Origin of the sequence: Granulicella tundricola MP5ACTX9, assembly GCF_000178975.2 — a bacterium.
Classification (GTDB): domain Bacteria; phylum Acidobacteriota; class Terriglobia; order Terriglobales; family Acidobacteriaceae; genus Edaphobacter; species Edaphobacter tundricola.
Map to the genome: position 1 here is coordinate 2,055,926 of NC_015064.1, position 18,424 is coordinate 2,074,349.

20 protein-coding genes are annotated in these 18,424 nt (G+C 61.1%); 7 read left to right on the forward strand and 13 right to left on the reverse strand.

The features are described 5' to 3' along the window. Nucleotides 1-103 precede the first annotated feature (103 nt). From kduI to eda, 3 genes are read left to right on the forward strand one after another with little or no spacing between them, the layout of a single operon-like run. Complete coding sequence (kduI, locus tag ACIX9_RS08805) at nucleotides 104-934, forward strand: 5-dehydro-4-deoxy-D-glucuronate isomerase (protein WP_041597581.1); 831 nt, start codon at nucleotides 104-106, stop codon at nucleotides 932-934. Next, nucleotides 935-2,101: a sugar kinase gene (locus ACIX9_RS08810; protein WP_013580128.1), complete on the forward strand. Its 1,167-nt coding sequence runs from the start codon at nucleotides 935-937 to the stop codon at nucleotides 2,099-2,101. It begins immediately after the preceding gene. Between the two features lie 53 nt (nucleotides 2,102-2,154). Further along, nucleotides 2,155-2,814 carry a bifunctional 4-hydroxy-2-oxoglutarate aldolase/2-dehydro-3-deoxy-phosphogluconate aldolase gene (gene eda, locus ACIX9_RS08815; protein ID WP_013580129.1) on the forward strand — a complete coding sequence of 220 codons (660 nt, stop codon included), beginning with the start codon at nucleotides 2,155-2,157 and terminating at the stop codon, nucleotides 2,812-2,814. Nucleotides 2,815-2,822: 8 nt separating this feature from the next. Here the strand turns inward: eda and ACIX9_RS08820 are convergent, their stop codons facing one another. The 5 genes from ACIX9_RS08820 to ACIX9_RS08840 all read right to left on the reverse strand — a co-directional run bounded on the left by ACIX9_RS08820 (nucleotide 2,823) and on the right by ACIX9_RS08840 (nucleotide 8,504). Beyond that, nucleotides 2,823-3,833 (reverse strand): alginate lyase family protein, encoded by a 1,011-nt coding sequence (locus tag ACIX9_RS08820; protein WP_013580130.1) that lies wholly within the window; start codon nucleotides 3,831-3,833, stop codon nucleotides 2,823-2,825. A gap of 135 nt (nucleotides 3,834-3,968) precedes the next feature. Next, nucleotides 3,969-4,904 carry a type 2 periplasmic-binding domain-containing protein gene (locus ACIX9_RS08825; RefSeq protein WP_013580131.1) on the reverse strand — a complete coding sequence of 312 codons (936 nt, stop codon included), beginning with the start codon at nucleotides 4,902-4,904 and terminating at the stop codon, nucleotides 3,969-3,971. A 113-nt stretch (nucleotides 4,905-5,017) separates the two neighbouring features. Continuing rightward, nucleotides 5,018-6,964 carry a phospholipase C gene (locus ACIX9_RS08830; protein ID WP_013580132.1) on the reverse strand — a complete coding sequence of 649 codons (1,947 nt, stop codon included), beginning with the start codon at nucleotides 6,962-6,964 and terminating at the stop codon, nucleotides 5,018-5,020. Nucleotides 6,965-7,020: 56 nt separating this feature from the next. Next, nucleotides 7,021-7,911, reverse strand: coding sequence for an HTTM domain-containing protein (locus ACIX9_RS08835; RefSeq protein WP_013580133.1), 891 nt, complete (start codon nucleotides 7,909-7,911; stop codon nucleotides 7,021-7,023). After that, the gene (locus ACIX9_RS08840; protein WP_013580134.1) at nucleotides 7,908-8,504 is read right to left on the reverse strand and encodes a hypothetical protein; all 597 of its coding nucleotides are present in this window, start codon (nucleotides 8,502-8,504) and stop codon (nucleotides 7,908-7,910) included. The genes ACIX9_RS08835 and ACIX9_RS08840 overlap by 4 nt, the downstream gene beginning before the upstream one ends. A 105-nt stretch (nucleotides 8,505-8,609) precedes the next feature. Here ACIX9_RS08840 and ACIX9_RS08845 point away from each other — a divergent pair, with 105 nt between their 5' ends. Beyond that, nucleotides 8,610-8,819, forward strand: coding sequence for an addiction module protein (locus tag ACIX9_RS08845; RefSeq protein WP_013580135.1), 210 nt, complete (start codon nucleotides 8,610-8,612; stop codon nucleotides 8,817-8,819). Here the strand turns inward: ACIX9_RS08845 and ACIX9_RS08850 are convergent. Beyond that, nucleotides 8,809-9,090, reverse strand: coding sequence for a DUF6980 family protein (locus ACIX9_RS08850; protein ID WP_157477415.1), 282 nt, complete (start codon nucleotides 9,088-9,090; stop codon nucleotides 8,809-8,811). The two genes, ACIX9_RS08845 and ACIX9_RS08850, sit on opposite strands and share 11 nt — an antisense overlap. A 228-nt stretch (nucleotides 9,091-9,318) precedes the next feature. On the opposite strand from ACIX9_RS08850, the gene ACIX9_RS08855 reads away from it, so the two are divergent. Beyond that, entirely contained in the window at nucleotides 9,319-10,038 is a 720-nt protein-coding gene (locus ACIX9_RS08855) for a ZIP family metal transporter (RefSeq protein WP_041597009.1), read from the forward strand. Between the two features lie 51 nt (nucleotides 10,039-10,089). Here ACIX9_RS08855 and ACIX9_RS08860 read toward each other — a convergent pair whose 3' ends face one another. Both ACIX9_RS08860 and ACIX9_RS08865 read right to left on the reverse strand, forming a co-directional pair. Then, the gene (locus ACIX9_RS08860; protein ID WP_013580138.1) at nucleotides 10,090-10,398 is read right to left on the reverse strand and encodes a hypothetical protein; all 309 of its coding nucleotides are present in this window, start codon (nucleotides 10,396-10,398) and stop codon (nucleotides 10,090-10,092) included. Between the two features lie 91 nt (nucleotides 10,399-10,489). Beyond that, a complete protein-coding gene (locus ACIX9_RS08865; protein WP_013580139.1) occupies nucleotides 10,490-12,217 on the reverse strand; it encodes a sodium:solute symporter family protein in 1,728 nt (575 codons plus the stop codon). Nucleotides 12,218-12,559: 342 nt separating this feature from the next. On the opposite strand from ACIX9_RS08865, the gene ACIX9_RS08870 reads away from it, so the two are divergent. Then, nucleotides 12,560-12,901, forward strand: coding sequence for a hypothetical protein (locus ACIX9_RS08870; RefSeq protein WP_013580140.1), 342 nt, complete (start codon nucleotides 12,560-12,562; stop codon nucleotides 12,899-12,901). Nucleotides 12,902-13,019: 118 nt separating this feature from the next. Here the strand turns inward: ACIX9_RS08870 and ACIX9_RS08875 are convergent, their stop codons facing one another. Beyond that, entirely contained in the window at nucleotides 13,020-13,988 is a 969-nt protein-coding gene (locus ACIX9_RS08875; protein ID WP_013580141.1) for a COX15/CtaA family protein, read from the reverse strand. A gap of 24 nt (nucleotides 13,989-14,012) precedes the next feature. After that, nucleotides 14,013-14,867, reverse strand: a complete 855-nt coding sequence (proC, locus tag ACIX9_RS08880; RefSeq protein WP_049789410.1) for a pyrroline-5-carboxylate reductase — start codon at nucleotides 14,865-14,867, stop codon at nucleotides 14,013-14,015. Nucleotides 14,868-15,122: 255 nt separating this feature from the next. Here proC and ACIX9_RS08885 point away from each other — a divergent pair, with 255 nt between their 5' ends. Beyond that, a complete protein-coding gene (locus ACIX9_RS08885; protein ID WP_013580143.1) occupies nucleotides 15,123-15,980 on the forward strand; it encodes a hypothetical protein in 858 nt (285 codons plus the stop codon). Between the two features lie 51 nt (nucleotides 15,981-16,031). Here ACIX9_RS08885 and ACIX9_RS08890 read toward each other — a convergent pair whose 3' ends face one another. From ACIX9_RS08890 to ACIX9_RS08900, 3 genes are all read right to left on the reverse strand, one after another. Continuing rightward, nucleotides 16,032-17,036 carry a DUF885 family protein gene (locus tag ACIX9_RS08890; RefSeq protein WP_049789257.1) on the reverse strand — a complete coding sequence of 335 codons (1,005 nt, stop codon included), beginning with the start codon at nucleotides 17,034-17,036 and terminating at the stop codon, nucleotides 16,032-16,034. Between the two features lie 36 nt (nucleotides 17,037-17,072). After that, on the reverse strand, nucleotides 17,073-17,876 hold the full coding sequence (locus ACIX9_RS23695; protein WP_049789258.1) for a sigma-54-dependent Fis family transcriptional regulator: 804 nt from the start codon (nucleotides 17,874-17,876) through the stop codon (nucleotides 17,073-17,075). Between the two features lie 101 nt (nucleotides 17,877-17,977). Beyond that, nucleotides 17,978-18,403, reverse strand: a complete 426-nt coding sequence (locus ACIX9_RS08900; RefSeq protein WP_013580146.1) for a BrxA/BrxB family bacilliredoxin — start codon at nucleotides 18,401-18,403, stop codon at nucleotides 17,978-17,980. Nucleotides 18,404-18,424: the final 21 nt, after the last annotated feature.

Below are 18,424 nucleotides of genomic sequence, written 5' to 3' on the forward strand. Positions count from 1 at the left end.
TGAGTTGATAAAGATTGATAAAAGCAATCAAGGCTGATCTGGTCGAGGTGATCCCGATGCGTTGCGGGGATTTATCATGGTGGGGATTGATGAGGGAATATATATGAAGACTGTTGAGATGGCGGATAAGGTTCGGTACTCGCGGATGACGACGGGTGAGTTGCGGGAGACGTTTCTGCTGGAAGAGCTGTTCAAGGCTGGGTCGGTTGAGCTGGCTTATGTGGATCTGGACCGGACCGTGGTGGGTGGGGCGGTGCCTACGATCGCGGCGTTGAAGCTGGAGACGCAGCCGGAGCTTCGGGCGGAGTACTTCTGCGAGCGGCGGGAGCTGGGGGTGCTGAACGTTGGTGGGGCCGGCTCAGTCAGCGTGGATGGGAAGAGCTTTGAGCTGGATAAGCTGGATTGCTTGTATGTGGGCCGAGGCAGTAAGGATGTGGAGTTTACGAGTAAGTCGGCTGAAGAGCCGGCTTGCTTTTATTTGTTGAGTTATCTGGCTCACAAGGAATATCCGACGGCTATGGTGAAGTTCGCCGACCTGGACGGGCTGAAGCTGGGGGCGGTGGAGACTTGTAACAAGCGGACTATTTATAAGGCCATCTATAAGGATGGTTTGCAGAGCTGCCAGTTAGTGATGGGCTTCACGCTGCTCGATCCAGGGAGTAACTGGAATACGATGCCGCCGCATACGCATATGCGCCGGAGCGAGGTTTATCTTTACTTCGATATGGACCCCGCGCACAAGGTGATTCACCTGATGGGGCCGCCGGATGAGACGAAGCATCTGATGGTGTCGGATAAGCAGGTGGTGGTGTCGCCGGGCTGGTCGATCCACTCCGGCGTGGGGACGAAGAACTATACGTTCTGCTGGGGGATGGGCGGGGAGAACCAGGCGTATGACGATATGGACGCGGCTACGATTGCGGGGCTGAAGTAGATGAAGGCTCGGACGGGATTACCGATTGGTGAGCCGGAGGGCGGCGAGACGAGTGTGGTCTCGCCGCGGCATGGAGTGTCTGGCGGGCTGAAGCTGAAGGCTGCGCAGGATACCAAGTGGGACCTGGTGAGCTTGGGTGAGGTGATGCTGCGGTTCGATCCGGGCGAGCAGAGAATTACGCGGACGAGGAACTTTCGGGTATGGGAGGGTGGCGGCGAGTATAACGTCGCGCGTGGACTGCGGCGGTGCTTTGGAAAGCGGACGGCGATCGTCACGGCGCTGGTAGATAATCCAGTGGGACGGCTGCTTGAAGATCTGATGCTGGAGGGTGGGGTGGACCTCAGCCATGTGCTTTGGTCGGCGTATGACGGGGTGGGGCGGGAGTCGCGCAATGGCGTTTATTTTCTGGAACGCGGGCATGGCGTTCGGGCCGGGATGGGGATGATGGATCGGGGGCATACGCCGATCTCTCAACTGCGGGCCGGGCAGGTGGATTGGGATGTGATCTTCGCCCGTGAGGGTGCGCGGTGGTTTCATACGGGCGGGATCATGTGTGCCTTGTCGGCTGAATCTCCCGCGTTTGTGAAGGAAGCGATGGAGGCGGCTAAGCGGAATGGGGCGGTGGTGAGCTTCGATTGCAACTACCGTGCTTCGTTGTGGAAGGAACAGGGTGGCCGGCAGGGTTCGATCGATGTGAACCGCAGCCTGATGCCGTATGTGGATGTGCTGTTTGGGCATGAGGGGGATATTGCGGCGGTGATGGGCGAGAGCTCGCATGGGCCGCCGTGGCATGATGAGGCGAGCTTTGCGGAGATGTCCGCGCGGGTGGTTTCGGAGTTCAAGAACGTCAAGGTGATTGCTACGACGACTCGGCGGCCTAAGACAGCGACGCGCAATGACTGGGCTGCGTTTGGGTATGCAGAGGGCTCGGTTTATAAGAGCAAGGACTACCTGGATCTGGATATTCTGGACCGGGTTGGGGGTGGGGATTCTTTTGCCGCAGGGCTGATCTATGGGCTGCTGAACGGCAAGGGGATGGAGTGGGCGCTCGACTGCGGCGTGGCGCATGGTGCGCTTGCGATGACGACGCCGGGCGATAGCTCGCAGGCTACGCTGGCGGAGGTTGAGAAGCTGATGAGTGGTGGTGGGGCGGGAACACAGCGGTGAAGCAGTGAAGGGCAGTGAGAAGCAGTTTAGTGCAGTGAAAACTAGGAGCGAATGTGAAGAAGGCTGAAGTGTTGTTGGCGATGCAGGAGATTGGGTTGGTGCCGGTGTTACGGGCGGAGTCTGTGGAACGTGCGCTTGCTCTGGCGGAGGCGATCGCCGCGGGTGGGGTGACTTGCCTGGAGATCACGATGACCGTGCCGGGTGCGATGCAGGTGATGCGCAAGCTGGCGGAGACTCGGCCGGATATCTTGATTGGGGCGGGGACGGTGCTCGATCCGGAGACGGCGCGGATGTGCATCCTGGAGGGGGCACAATTTGTGGTGTCGCCTGCTTTGAATTTGAAGACGGTAGAGATGTGCCAGCGGTACTCGATTGCGGTGCTGCCGGGTGCGCTGACGCCTACGGAGATTGTGACGGCGTGGCAGGCGGGGGCGGATGTGGTGAAGGTGTTTCCGGCTAGTGCTATGGGTGGGGCTTCTTACCTCAAGAGCATCAAGGCTCCTTTGCCGCAGGTGGAGTTGATTCCTACCGGTGGTGTGTCTTTGGCTACGGCTGAGGATTTTTTGAAGGCTGGGGCTTTTGCTTTGGGGGTTGGGGCGGATCTTGCGGATGCCAAGTCTGTGGCGGAGGGTCGGCCTGAGGTTGTGACGGAGTCGGCTCGGCGGTATTTGGGGATTGTGAAGACGTATCGGGCTAAGTTGGCGGCTGCGTAACTCGATCTTTAGATGGGGACGAAGCGGGGTTGTGCGAGCCAGAGGATGGGCTGGCGGATGGGGAAGGCGCGTAGGATCTCCGGGCTGGTGGGGTCGGGCTTGAGGGTGCGCCAGAGGTCGGCGTAGGGGACCTGCGAGTAGGCTCGGGCGGCGAAGAGCAGGGCGGGACGGCGGCAGGGAAGCTCGTGGAAGTGGGTCTGGTCGGCGGGATAGGGCCAGGTGGTGGGGTGCTCGATGTAGGGCGCGTGGCGGGAGATGGCGGCGCGCATGCCGGGGCCGTCCTGAAGCTCGTGATCCCAGACGGAGTCGAACTGGGTGGAGAGGAGGACGCAGGCTCCGGCGAGGAGATCCAGGTTCATGAGAGAGTTGCGGAAGGGATCGGGCATTGGGAGTTCGTGGGGGAAGAGGCCGGTGGCTTCGATCTGTGCGCGGATGGTCTGGGACTTGAAGCGGTGACGGTTTTCGGTGAGGATGGCGTCGTTGGCGGTGAGGTGGGCGTAGGCTGCGACCTGCAGGAGCCAGGAGCTGGCGTGGTGATCTTTGGAGTCGCGTGCCAAGAGGGCGGTGCGGGATTCATTGAGCCAGGTGAGGTATTCGGCGAACCAGAGTTTGATCTCGGCTAGCTCAGGTGGGGTGAGGCCGAGGAATGGGAGGGCTACGGCTAGCTCGGCTAAGGGGGCGGTGAGGAGAATGTCATTCTCGTGTTCCGTGAGGGTGGGGAGTTTGGTCTTGGTGGAGACGAACCATGGGGTGAGGTGCTTGAGGGCGGCGCCGGGATAGCTGGGGTCCGGGGTGAGGTAGTTTGCGGCGGCCAGGGCTGGGATGTCGAGGGTCAGGTCCAGGAAGGCTTGAGAGTCTGGGGTGCCGGTTGTGACTGGGCGGGCGAGGGCCTTGGATGCGGCGGCTTGGATGCTGTCGTGATCGATTTCGCGGAGGTTGGGGCGGGTGGTCTGGGCTCGGAGATGCGGGGCTGCAAGGGTGGCTGCGGCGAGTTGGCAGAATGCGCGGCGGGTGGGCATGGGTGGGCCTTTGGATGGCAGAGTAGCATGATCAGGCATGGGCGGGAGCGGTCGGGCTTTGCCCGATGCCCACCCTAATCGCGATAGAGCCGCGATGAGGATGGGGCACACGACATTCGTTCCAACTTTGAGCTTTCAGTCCAAGGGGAGCGGAGTGGGGTGGGGCAGGGGAACTGTGGGGAGGGTGCGGGCGTAGAGGTCGGCGTAGTTGCCTAGGGTGGTGAGGACGCGGATAGGCCAGGCGTCGTCGAGGTGGAGGCGGGGGCCTAGTTCGTGGGTCTGGCCGAGGAGGCGTTGGATGGCAGGGTCTTGAGAGTGCTCGGGGATGTGGGTGATGTTGAGGGCTTCGGCGTTGAGGAGGAGCTGGTTGGTCCAGGTGGCGAGCTGGGTGAGGGTGGGGTCGGTGGAGGCGGGGGCCAGTGGGGCGGAGGCGATGAGGGTGGGGAGGAGCTTGTAACGAGCTGCGGCGCGGCCGTAGTTCTGGCGGGTGGAGGCGAGGCGGGTGAGGTCACCGGCCATGGCGGCGCAGTTGCCGGTGGTGTAGGCGGCGTCCATCTCGCCTTCCTCTGAGAAGGGGTAGGGCAGGAAGTCGAGGTGGTTCTGGGTGAACCAGGTTTTGAGGATGGTCTCGGTTTCTGTCTCGGCAAAGAAGCAGATCTTTTTGCCGGAGAGGGATTTTACGTCGAGCGTGGCGGTGGGGACCATGAAGCCGGTGCCGTCGAGGACGATGGGCAAGCCGAGCCAGAGGCCGGGAGTGGTGGCGTTGGTGAGGTTGAGGCTGAGGGTGGGAGCCAGGTCGGCATGGCGGGCTTTGAGGACGGAGATGGCTTCTGCTTCGTCCGAGACGAGGATGGGCTGGACCTTGATATCGGGGCCGATGGCCAGGGCTACGGCATGGCAGAGTTCGAGGTCGAAGGCTACGCGGGGACCGTGGAGGTCTTCGGTTGTGTACTCTGGCGGCTCCTGGTCGATGGCGCAGCGGAGGAGTTTTGTGGTGCGGATGGTTTCGATGGATTGGGCGCAGGCGGGGAGAGAAAGCGTGGCGAGGATGATGAGGAGTTTGGGGAGCATGAGAGGTGCCTCAGTTGAGGAAGACGGTCGGCTTCGCCGATGCCCACCCTAATCGACGATAAAGCTGTCGATGAGGATGGGGCACACTACGGTGGTGGTTGTGATGAGTTTGCCTACGGGGCCCAGTTGCCGGATTTGGGGTTGCCGGGGGTGGTGTCCGGGCGGGGGTTGAAGTCGGCGGGGATGGGGTTGGGGAGGTTGGCGTCTGTGGGTTTGATGTTCATGACGCTGCAGCCCTTGTAGTCGTAGTGGGGGAAGGCATTGATCTCCGGCACTGGAATCTGGGCGTAGGAGGCTGGGAGCAGCGGGCGTTTGCCGAGGAGGCGGGCGTTTGAGAAGGCGCTGAAGAGATTGCCTATACCTTCCACCTGATCGTCCGCGGGGCCCATGTTCTTTTCGTGGAACTTCTCTACGCCGATGGCGCGGGCCTTCTGCTCATCGGGCAGATCGGCAAGGGGGATGAGGTTGAAGAGGTTGTCGACGAACTTGATGATGGAGGAGTGCTCGGCCGGCTCATGCGAGACAGCGTGGGCGTTGCCGTAGGGCGAGATGAGCAGGAACGGGATGCGGGGGCCCTGGTCGAGCGGCTCCTTGTTGGGTCCGTGGCCGCGGACGTGGGGCTGAGCATGGTCGTAGAGGCCGTCGGACTCGTCATAGGCGATGAGGATGGCGGACTGGGCCCAATAGGGGCTCTGGGTGATGGCGTTGATCTCTTCCGCAAGCAGGGCTTCGGAGAGCTGCGAGTCGGAGTAGCCGGGGTGATCGTCGTTGCCGTTGAAGACAGTGGCGAGGCGGGGATTGGGGTCGAGCGGGTGCAGGCCGCGGATGTTGCCGTAGCCGCCCCGCACGTAGAAGACGCCATTGGGCGGAAGACGGCGGGCGGCGACGTCTTCAAAGAAGTCGTTCAGGCCGTGGATGTGGGTTTCTACTCCGGCGTTGTTGGCGACGTAGCCGAAGTAAGCCGGCGCGTTGTGGTGGGAGACGTATGACTTGTGTGTGACCTGGCCGGCGGGGTCGATGGGCTCGTGGTCATAGCCCTGCTGGTACCAGCCCCACGGGGTGGCGCGGTTGGGGTGGCCGGCGATCTTTTCTATGTCTTCCTTGACGTCGCGGAGGTCGGCGGCGGGGTCATCGTCTGTAGCGGTGGTGGCTTTGGCGTCCTGGCCCATGAAGCTGAGGGGCAGGGCGGCGAAGGTGAAGTTGACGGAGTTGGTTTTGGTCTTGGGGTCGTTGGCCTGCTTGGCCTTGCCGGAGGATTCTTTCTTGATGCCATAGAAGGGCTGGGGATCGGCGAGCATGGGGACGCCGGGGTAGCCAGGGCGCGTGACCTCTTCGGGGTGAAGCATCCACTGGGTCTCGCCAACCTGGCCGGAGATCATGGCGATGGCGTTCGGAGTGGACGGGCCGAGCTCGGTGGCGAAGAAGTGGTCGAAGAGGGTGAAGCGGTCGGCGTAGCGCCAGAGGAAGGGTGCGGTGTCGCAGTCGAGGTGGCCCATGACGAGCTCGCCATACTGCTTGCGCTCGAGCGACGGAAACTTGGAGGGCTTGCCTTCGGAATTGAGGGTGACGCCTTCTTCGGTGAGGGCGAAGCGGTCGTTCTTGGAGAGGTCGGCGGAGTCGAAGTTGAGTTTGGCGTCCATGGCCGTGTGGCTGTGGTTGACGCTGGCGAGATCGGATGGGTAGATGGGGACTGCTTTGCCGTTGGCGTCGGTGATGAAGGGCGGGATGCGGAAGGGAGTGATGGTGCGGACGGTGCCGTCGGTATCGACGAGGGGCTGGGTGAAGCCGGGGATCTCCGCTGCGGGCTTGCTGTAGAGGCCTTCCGCGCCGGGGTAGGAGCCGAAGTAGAAGTCGAAGGAGCGGTTCTCCTGGAAGAGGACGAAGACGTACTTGATGTGCTGGCGGAGGAGTGCGAGCTTCTGGGCTTCGGTGAGGGTGGGCTCGCGTTTGGTGAGGTATGGGCGCGGGGCTGGTCCGGAGGGTGGCGCGGTGGTGAGGGGCTGCTGAGCGTAGGCGGCGGTCGAGAGAAGGAGCGCGAGGGTGGGAAGGGTTTTCGCCATGGGATTGAGTTTGATTCTAGGGATGAGGCCGGGTGAGGGCAAGGAATGAGCCGCGCCTATCGAGTCGTTTGGGTCGGGCGTTCCCCGAAGTTGAGGAAGAGGACATAGGCGCTGAGGACCTCCCACTGGAACATGGGAACGTTCAGGGCGTACTCGAGGCTGAGGTGAAAGAGCAGGCCGGCGATCAGGATGGGGTTGCGAAATCGCTTGAACCAGACGAGGCAAGGGAAGAGAAGCTCGAACGCCATGGCGCACCAGCCGCCCAGCCGCAGGACCCATGCGGTGTGCAGGATGTGCGGGATGGGGAAGCGGCGGACCTCTCCGAGGTTGACGACGTAGTAGAGAGCGGTGCCGTTCCACCAGGTGTTGCCGTGCGCCTTCCACCAGAACGAGGCGAGGTAGAGGAGGGCGAGTTGATATTGGATGAGGCGCAGCGGCCACGGAGAGATCAATCGCGGGACGCTCTCTGACGGTTTGCGATACCTGCGGATGAGGCTATCGAGCGACAGAACCTCAGCCGACGAGGCGAAGATGAGGAAGAAGGCGGCGCTGCGGAGGAAGGTGTCGCCACCATGCAGGATGATGGGGTTTCTCTGGTTGAGCGCGTTCAGGCCAAGGTAGACGATGACACTGCTGACGCGCGTTCCGAGGCCGAGCGTGAGCGTGATGGAGGCGCCGAGAATGAGGTAGTAGAGGGCTGTAACCCAGCGCTCGCTATGGGGTGCCAGGGCGAACAGGTTGAGGCGGAAGCCGGTCTCTGCCTGATCGATGGTGTCCGGGGTGATCCAGCCGTGAACGCCGAACCAGTTGCTCCAATCGCCGTGGAGCAGGAGCAGCGTCGCACAAACGCAGAGGCCGAAGAGGATTCGATAGACGGCGGCGGGCCAGGGTGAGACGGGCTTGAAGAGATATTCAGTCAGGGAGGTTCGAAGGCTGCTGAAGGTCATTTGAGATCCTCAGGCTTGATCGGCAACTGGGCCAGCACGACTGATTTGGCCGCGGCATCAGCTCCGGTGGTGCCGGTCTGGGGATCGATGGGGGATTCGTATTTGACGAGGAGGACGCTCTGCGGAGGATCTGCCGGGTTGAGGTATCGGCGAGCGACGGCTTTGGCGATATCCGGCCAGAGGCCTGAGCAATCGGCGCAGAGGACGCTTTCAGAGAACTTCCGGTAACGCTCTTTGCTGTAACGCTGTGAGAGCGAGAACTCTTCCATGCGGGGGAAGGAGTAGAGCTTGTACTGGCCGCTCCTGGTGACGACGACGGCGCGGAGGTACTGCTCCATGGATTTTGGATTAGGCGCGAACATATCCCAGGTGTCGGTCAGTCCGACACAGCGCATGTAGGGAGCGATGAGTTCGCGTGCCGCGCGTGCAGGGGCGATGTCGAACGGGATGGCGAACAGGAAGAGGGCGAAGGCGTGGAAGGCTACGAAGGCGACGATGAGCTTCTGCCGAATGGGATTCTGTCGTATGCGCTCGCTCTGGCCGATTGAGGAGGGATGGACTCTTCTGTTCACGACTTTCTTCGGCGGCACCATGCGATCAGCTTAGCTGATTTGTTTGAAGTTATTTGTGGCAGGGTTGTCCTGCTGACCATGCAAAACACATTGACATGCCCGGTGATGCTTCCATAGCCTACCCCTATGAGTACACTTCCCAGCCAGATCAGCGATTTGTCCATTGCGGAGAAGGTCGAGTTGCTGGGTGCGCTTTGGGAAGATATTGAAGCGCATGCACCTGCCTTGAGCGACGAACAGGAAGCAGAGCTGGATCGTCGTGTGGCTGAGTATGAACGAAATCCCTCGGATGTGATCCCTTGGGAGCAGCTTCGGGCGGAACTATTCAAGCACTAGCCTTCCACCATGCGTCCGTAGCGAATTCCACAGGGATGTTGTCGTCGCCAATCTCAAAACCGCGGGCTTCGATCTCCGTAAACCAACGGTCGCGTAATGTGTGCGGAAGGGTTTGTCCACACCACGGGCAGTGGCTGATGGCAATGAAGCTACCGCCTCCATCAAGCACCGGAATGCCGTAATCGCGGAACTTGGGCACATAGAGGATTGCGGTTTCTCCTCCAGCGAGATTGCTCGACATCATGGCACAGCAGTGGTCGTTCACGTACACCTCAAGACAATAAGAATAATGCTTGGTAGTCTTCGGTTCCGCGCCCAGCAGTTTCCGAGTGGGAGTCTTAGGGCGGAACTCCCTCAGCGGCTAAAGTCTCTTTTTGGCTGGAGATGACGATGGCGGGACTGAAGTCCCGCCCTTTCAAAGCTCGGGACAAAGCAATGTAGCGCGTTAACTAGTGCATTCAGCAATCATGACGCTTTATTGCGAGTGTATTATCAAGATGTGCTTCCTTTCCTTCTGATTCTGCCCGTCGTGTCGACGCTGGCTGGTGGTTTGCTTGCGTTGCGCTTCAGGCGGAATATGCCGTTGCTCATTGCGGCTGCCGCGGGACTGTTGCTGGGGGCGGCTTTTCTCGATCTGCTGCCGGAGGCGCTGGACCTGGGGGCGAAGCAGCGGCTCGGCGGGGCGGATGTGCTGGGGCTTACGCTGGGGTTCTTCCTGCTGTTTGCAGCGATCGAGAGCGGTCTGGACGCGCTGACGGAGCGAGAGGCTGGCGCGCAGAAGACGCTGCGGCGCGTGGCCGGCGGGCTGCTGGTATTTCACAGCTTTCGGGATGGGATGGCGATCGGGGCGGCATTTGCCGCGTCGCATACGGCGGGGTACGCGGTGGCGCTGGGGATTGGCGCGCATGACCTGGCGGACGGGATGAATACGATCATTCTGACGACGCGTGGCGAGAAGGCTCGGTGGCCGGATTATCTGTTCCTGGGGCTCGATGCGATGGCGCCGTTTGTGGGGGGCTTGCTGACCGTCTGGTGGTTGATCTCGTCGCGAGACGCGGTGATCCTGTTGACGCTGGCCGCGGGGTTCTTCTTGCAGATGGCGACGAGTGATTTCCTCCCGCAGGTGAGGCGGCATGAGGGGAATAGACGATGGTTGCTGGGGGCCGTAGTCGGTGGGGCCGGCGTGATTTATCTAACGAATCGGTTGCTGGCGGGGTAGTAGAGAAGACCCCGGGCTCTTAGCCTGCCAACCATCGCCACGACGAGCCGATCAACCTTTACCTGGCCGAAATCTGACCGTATAGAACCCACCAAACACCGTAAGCACTACACCCCACCAAAACGTAGGATTCAGATTCTGGAGCACCGTGGCAGGGAAGTGCGGATGCCCAAAGTGTTCATAGCTCCCTTGCGCCAGCAGCACGATCCCATACGCGAGCATCAGTATCCCGCAGAAGAACCAGATAGAAATCTCTCCCTTGGTCTTTGCCCCCGGCGATCCTGCCGCTGCCTCATGCGCACTGTGTACCCCTGCACTCATAATCACATGCGGCTTAGGGTCCTGCGTCTCATCAACCATCACAAACCTCCCAATCATTTAGAAAACGCGAAGCGTCCAAAACCGTGCGAAGCAATGCCCGGCCGGCGCTAGGCCGCCTTGGTCTTTGCCTCTAAAAAAACACAATATTCAAAATAAAGAACACTGTAATCACCACAACCGCCCAGAAAATAGGCTTCTCAAACAAGTTCTTCGCCCCATCATCCGGCAGCGGAGTCACCCCATACACCAGGCCGGAGAGCTCCGACATGGGCTGAGCCTTCGTCATCAAGCTGACGATCACCGTCACGACCACACAGATAATCCAGCTCCAAAGCGCACGATAGAGATTCTCCGCCATCGGCTTCGCATCCGCACTCATCGCGATATACCGTAGCGCACCACCGTTCGTCTGCACCCACACAAACATCCCGATCGAAGAAGCCGTCCCCGCCAGCAATCCCCAGAAGCCGCCCGCATGGGTCGCCCGCTTCCATAGCATGCCCAGGATCACCGTCCCAAACAGCGGCGCGATGAAGAAGCTGAACAGCGCCTGCACATAGTCCATGATCGAGTTCGCATTCATCACCAGATAAGCCGTAGCAATCGAGATCAACATCCCAATCACGGTCGACCACCGCCCCATCGCCACATAATGGCTGTCGGAAGCCTTCTTATTGATGAAAGCCCCATAGAGGTCATACGTCCAGACAGTCGAAAACGCACTGACGTTCCCGGCCATCCCGCTCATAAAGCCCGCCACCAGCGCCGTGATCCCCAGCCCCAGCAGCCCCGGTCCGCAGTATCGAATCAGCATCAGCGGAAGCACGTCGTCGAAGCTATGCTGCCCCGTCACCTTCGCCACGGACGCAGGCACCAGGTCGAACATCCGCGACCCATCCGCGTTATGCAGCCCCAGCGCCACCAGCCCCGGCACAATGACGATCAGCGGCACCGCCATCTTGAACGCCGCGCCAATCACCGGAGCCATCTTCGCCGCACGCAGATTGTTCGCACTCAAAACCCGCTGGACGACGAGAAAATCGGTGGTCCAATACCCAAAGCTGATCACAAACCCCAGCCCGAACACGATCCCCGTCCAATGCACGCCCATCGGGTTGTCCTTGAAGCTCCCCAGGGTCGTCCACATATGCGTGTAGTTCGCGTTCCCGATATTTGTCGCAATGTTCGCCTTCAACTGGTGCCAGCCGCCCGCCTCCACGAGCCCCAGGATCGGGATCATCGCCGCACCCGCCCAGATCAGCACAAACTGCAGCACCTCGTTGATGATCGCGGACCGCAGGCCGCCCAGCATCACGTACAGCGCCACCGTTCCCGCACCCACCCAGATCGAAAACGTAATATTCCAGCCCAGCACCGTCTGCATCACCACGGCCATCGCGTACATGTTCACGCCGGACATCAAAATCGTCATCAGCGCAAAGCTCACCGCGCTCACCGCCCGCGCGCCATCCCCGAACCGCAGATGCAGGTATCCCGGGACGGAGTGCGTCTTAGAGATGTAATAAAACGGCATCATCACGATACCCAGGAACAGCATCGCCGGAATGGCACCAATCCAGTACCAGTGCGTCGCCAGCATCCCGTACTGGTACGCTGCGCCCGCCCAACCCATCAGCTCCAGCGACCCCAGGTTCGCCGAAACAAAGCTCAGCCCCGCAATCCAGGCCGACATCTCCCGCCCCGCCAGGAAGAACTCCTCAGACGTATTCGTCGAGCCCTTCACATAGAACCCGATGAACACCACCAGCGCAAAGTAAAGCACCAGGATGACCACATCCACAGGAGCCAGGTGAGTCAACTGCCCAGACATCAGGAAAGCAGCAGGTACTACATGCATAGATCGAACCCTCAGGCAAAAATAATGGCTTCCCAGCCTATCGCGCGTAAACGCTTACTCAAACGTATGCGCCACTATATCAGTCGCATCCCACCCTTGGACACGCCGGAAGCCGGCACCCAAGATTCCCAGCCTCATTCAACATTCCGTCGAACGCAAGATAAGGCATTGCCATTCAAATCCACTCACACAAATCAGTCTTGATCGCTTTGATCAATCTTTATCAACTCAATCCGTTCGCCAGGGAGACGCACCGTCTCATCCAGCACTGAAGCGTGAATCACAGGCCGCCCAAAACGAATCTCCTATACTGATACTGATCCAACCTAGGAGACCTACACCATGCGTACCTCTATCTTCCGCGGTCTTCTGCTCACCGCCACCCTCGCTTCCACCTCCTTCGCCCTCGCTCAGACCGCCGGTCAGGACGTCAAGGACGCCGGCCATGACACCGCCCACGCCACCAAAAAGGTCGGCCACGCGACAGCCCACGGCACCAAGAAGGCGTATCACAAGACCGCCCACGGAACCCACGTAGCCGCCCACAAGACCGCTGACGCAGGCAAGGATGTCGGTCACGACACCAAGGTAGGTGCGGAAGATGTAGGCCACGATACGAAAGTAGGAGCCGAAAAGACCGGCCACGGCCTCCACAAGCTGGGCGATAAAGTAACCGGCAAATAGCCGAAACAGGGTGCCCCATGTCTCGCTTTTGAGACATGGGTTCCAACCCATTTCGTCCGGTGACCCATGATCGGCCCGGAGCAGGAAGTCCAGACCTAAGCCACCTGTTTCGAAGACTTTAGGCCTTTTGCCGGGGTAGAGGTGCAAGCCTCGATTCCATCGGCCACACCACTCCCGCCGCCAATCCCACCAGCGCCACCCAGTACAGATCCGCTCCCAGCAGATGCACCATCTGCATCCACGCCGGAGCCAGCAGCAGCACGTCCAGCACCCCCAGCGCGAACTGTAGCCCCAGCAGTCCCAACACCAGATTCATCCCCCGCCCCAGCCCTTCCCGCCGAGCCCTCACCACCAGCCACACCACAAACCCAGCCGCCACCACAGCACTCAGCGGATGCAGTCCTCGCAGCCTCAGCAGCCACGGCGAATGTACATCCAGGTCCGCCGCCACCGCTGCCCTTAGCGACGAGGCAGGGAACAGCGTATCCCCCAGAGCAGCCAGCGACCCACTCACCCCAACCACCAGCGTAGCCACCAAGCCCACCACCGCCGCCACCTTATCCATCCCCTTAGCCCGCAGCCCCCTCCACCCCTGCCCAGTCCCCAGCATCCTAGCCGTCATAGTCAGCGCCGCTACCAAGATCAAAGTGTTGCTCAGATGCACGGAAAGCAGCACCATCCGCCCCACCGACTGGTTTCCCGTCACATATCCCAGCTTCACCAGCAGCGCACCCAGGAAAGCCTCATTGACCAGCAGCACGGTAGAGATCACCGCAAACACCCGTGCCGCCGCCCCCTTCAACGTCGCCCGAAACGTCCACACCAGCATCGCCACAATCGCGATCACATCCCCGGTCACCATCTGCCGGTGCGTGAACTCGATCACCGTATGCAGCGTAGGCGAGACAGGAATCGCCACCCCATTGCACAGTGGCCAGTTATTCCCACAACCCGCCCCGGACCCAGTTGCCCGCACGAGCGCCCCCCACAACACCACCAGCACGTTATACCCCACGACCCCCCAGGCAAACCGCGCCGCCCTCCGCGAAACACCCACCCGCTCCGATACCATCGCCGCCGTTGCCATACTTACTATCCTAAGCCTCGCAAACTATCCTGCCGCAAGCTCCTTCGCCCGAGCCGTAGCCCGCTTCACCGCCTTGATCAGCGTCACGCGCAGCCCACCCTCCTCCAGTTCCAGAATCCCATCCACCGTACATCCCGCCGGAGTCGTCACCTGATCCTTCAGCAGCGCCGGATGATACCCCGTCTCGAGCACCATCTTCGCCGACCCCAACGTCGTCTGCGCCGCCAGCAGCGTCGCCACATCCCTTGGCAGCCCCACATTCACGCCCGCCTCTGCCAGCGCCTCGATGATGATGTAGATAAACGCCGGCCCGGACCCACTCAGCCCCGTCACCGCATCCATATGTTTCTCGGCGACCACCACCGTCCGCCCCACGGTCGCAAAGATCCTCTGCGCTACAGACATCTGCTCCGCTGAGGCAAACCGCCCCCCACAAAGCGCAGTCACGCCCGCAGCCAGCATGGAAGGCGTATTCGGCATAGCCCGGATCACCGCCAGCTCCAACCCCGCCGCCGCCTCGATCGCCGTCGTCTTCACCGAAGCCGCAAACGAAACGATCATCTTCTCCGCAGTCAATCCACCCTTGATCGTTTCAATCAATCCCGGCACCTGAATCGGCTTCACCCCCAGCAGAATCACGTCGGCCCAGGTCGCCGCAGCCAGGTTGTCGGTCGTGACCTCCACTCCCGTCTGCGCCGAAAGCGCCAGTGCCCGGTCCGCATGCTGCACGGTGGCCACAATCTGCTCCGGTGCCAGCAGGTTGTTCTTCAAAAACGCCTGTAGCAGAATCCCACCCATCTTGCCCGCGCCCAGTACTGCAACCTTTACCCCGGGCATCATCGCCGCGGGCCGTACGATCTCCAACTCAATTTCGCTCATGCCTAACAACTTATCAGACTGAACCGAGCCAACGAGCCGCAAACCCCTCATCGGGAATCGCGCTCATTCCAGTACAAAGGTTTGAATTGTGGTTATAAATGATGCTTCCATCCCGATTATTTACTGCTAGAATCGCGGGCAAGCAAACCCCAATTGCACGGCGCAACTCAACCTAAACCGCTCGCCCAACGAGATTCACGGAAACGGTACCGCAGCAGGCTCCCTCACCAGGAGCGTGTACGAGGAGGCCCCTTCATGAAAATGCACGTCGCTGTATCCCTGTCTTTACTCGCCGTTCCGCTCGCAATTCACGCGGAACAACTGGTCCCCGCTGGTTCCATCATCCAGTGCACCGTCGCGGAAGCCAAGATCTCCTCCAAAACCACAAACGTCGGTGACCCGGTCCTCTGCCAGGTCAGCCATGTCGAGATGTATGGCCGCTCCACCTTCCCCTACGGCAGCTACCTCGTAGGCCACTTTGAGGACTACAAGGACCCCGGCCACTTCGTCGGCAAGGGTTGGATGGAACTCAAGTTCGACCGCATGGTCCTCCAACCCGACACTGTCATCCCCATCTCCGCCCGCGTCGTCGCCGCACCCAAGTACAACGTCGACAAGGAGGGAAGAATCCTCGGCAACGGCCATCCCGTCCGCGACATCGTCGAGTGGTCCATCCCCATCCTCTGGCCCATCGATCTCATCAACCTCCCCCGCCGCGGCCCCAGCCCCGTCCTCAAGCCAGAGTCCCGCCTCACCCTCAAGCTGACCGACGACCTGGGCATCCCCACCCCCGACCAGATCCGCGAAGAGACCTTACCCCGCCGCCAGGCAGCCCTCATCGAGCGCCAACCCGCTCCCGAGCCCGTAGCCTACGAACCCCCACGCCAACAGTACGTCCCCCAGCAGACCTACGCCCCGCAGCCCACCTACCAGCAGCAAGCCCCTCAAGTCGTCTACCAGATCAACCCACCCCAACCCGCACCGATCATCGTCCAGCAGCAGCCCGCCCCGCAGGTGGTCTACCAATACCCACCCCCACCGCCGCGCTACGTCCCGTACGGCTACTACACCCCCGTACCCGCCGCCTACCGTTACTATCCACCGGCCTACTAGCCCAAAACAAAGCGCCTGGCTGGAGCGACCCCCATCGCTCCAGCCCGCATTTTACTTCTGCGTAGCGATCCACCCATTCACACGCTCTTCCAATCCTTTCATCGGCAAAACGTAGTCCTTCGCAATCAGATCAGCAAAAGCCTTTGAGTCGAACCTGGCTCCCAGCGAGCCTTTCGCCTTCGCCCGCAACTCCAGAATCTTTGCCTCCTCCAGCCTCTGCCCGGACGGAGCAACGGCAGACGCCTTCCCGTCCGGACTCCCCGCCGGCACAGCCTGCACCTTCAAGAACTTCCCAAATCGCACATAAGCCGGTAGCACATCGTCCTGAATCGCATCCAGCGTCTCATCTGTAATCCGCTTGCGCTCAGCCGCACCGATGCTCGCCGAAAACCGCTTCAACGGCCGAGCAAACACGCTCTCCTCCGGCTTCTGCCCCGCGAGATCCTCCGTCTGCTTCTCCGCCATCTCCAGCACAGCCACAGGCTGAACCCGCCTCTCGTCGATCCCCGCCATCATGTCCTCGGTCGCCTGCCGAATCTGATCCGGTATCTTCTTCAGCCGTGTAATCCAGTCGTCATAGTCCTTCACCGTCTCAAACGATAGGGAAGCCGCCAACCCCGGCAACACAACCTGCACCCCGCCCGCCTGCGTCACCGGCATCTCCCACGCCTTCGCCCGAGCACCCTCCTCCGCCGCAGCCAGCCGCTCCTCCATCGTCTCCACAGCGAGCTTTTCATCCGCACTCAGCCCCGTCGTATCGATCTCCGCCAGCCGCACCAGGTACCCCTGCCCCCTCGCCAATCCATCGTTCACTGCCCGCGGAGAAAGATCCGAAAGCTGATCCCCATACCGCCGATCCCCCAACTCAGAAGCAAACTCAGGCGAGTGTTTCAACTCGTCGTCCCACATCTCCTTGAACAGGGAACTCAGCGCCGCACTCCGCCCCGCAACTGAAGTCGCCGTCCCCGCCGTAAGCGGTCCCTGAGCAAATCCAGTCCCCACCAAAGCCAACCCCAAACCCACACGCCCAAAAAGAGAAAGACTCGAAAGCATCATGCCTCCGAGTCTAAATCCCCAGCCAATCCGAGACCCCTAAGCCAGCCCACCATCCAGCATCCTGTACAGCGTAGACCGGCTAATCCCCAGCAACTCAGAAGCCTTCAGCTTATTGCCGCTGCACCGTTCGAGCACATCCGCCACATGCTGCCGCATCACCTCATCCAGCCGCAGGATCGCCGTCTGCGCCCGTTCCACCACCGTAAACTCAGGCACATCCTCCTCGCGTAGCACCCCGTTCCGTGCCGACACCCGCAGCATCTCCGTCAGCTCAGCAAGGTTTCCCGGCCACCCATGCCCGCGCAGCTTCTCCATCGCCCCATCACTCACCCGTACCATCCCCACCAGCGCCGACAGATCCTCCATCCGCTCCCGCAATGCAGGCACCCGAATCTCCATCCCGGAGATCCGCACACATAGATACTGCCGCATCCGCCCCGCCGCCACCATCCCCTTCAGCTCCCCGTCAGCCGAGCACACTAGCCTCACTTCTGTCTCCCGTGCCCGCATCATCCGGTCCATTCGCTCCAGCCGCCCCATCAGCCCATCCTGTTCCTCCATCCCCAGCGCTTCCAGCCCATAAAGGTAGAGCGTCCCCATCCGTGCCCGATCCACCATCTCGTCCGTCAGCTCCCCCGCCGGGCAGCAAACAAAATCCCCGTCGACCAGACTCAGCCGATGCAGCTCCCGAGCAACCTCCCGCTTTCCAACCCCCACCTCGCCCATTACCAGCGCCGTCCGGTAGTACGGAGCCATCCGGCTCACCTGCACCCGCAGCCTCACCGCGCCTTCGCTCGCCCCCACGAACACCAAACCCTCGAACTCTGAATCGATCCACATGCCTAATCGGCTTATCGGCAGCCACCACCCGTCCGTAATAACAAAAAGGTGGCACCAGCCGAAGCTGATGCCACCTTGACTTGCATTCAAAAAGCCTGCTCTTACGCAGTTGCCTTCGCGCAATAAGCGTCGAATGCCCGTGCCAGCTCCTGCGCAATCGCCGGTGCGGTCGAGGTCTCGATCGCCGAACGCTGCATCAGGTAAACAAGCTGACCGTCGCGCAGAATCGCAATCGCGGGCGAAGTCGGAGGATGTCCGCCAAAATAACCGCGCGCCTTCTCGGTGGCCTCACGGTCCTGTCCTGCAAACACCGTCACCGCATGATCCGGCTTCGTCGTATGCTGCATCGCCAGGCGTACGCCCGGACGCATCTTACCCGCCGCGCAGCCGCAGATCGAGTTCACAATCAACATCGTCGTCCCGGACTGCGCCACTGCGGTATCGACATCAGCCGCCGTACGAGCCTCACTTACACCAGCGCGAACAAGCTCCTCGCGCATCGGAATCACCATAATCTCTGGATACATCGTTGCCCTCCTGAAGGGGTA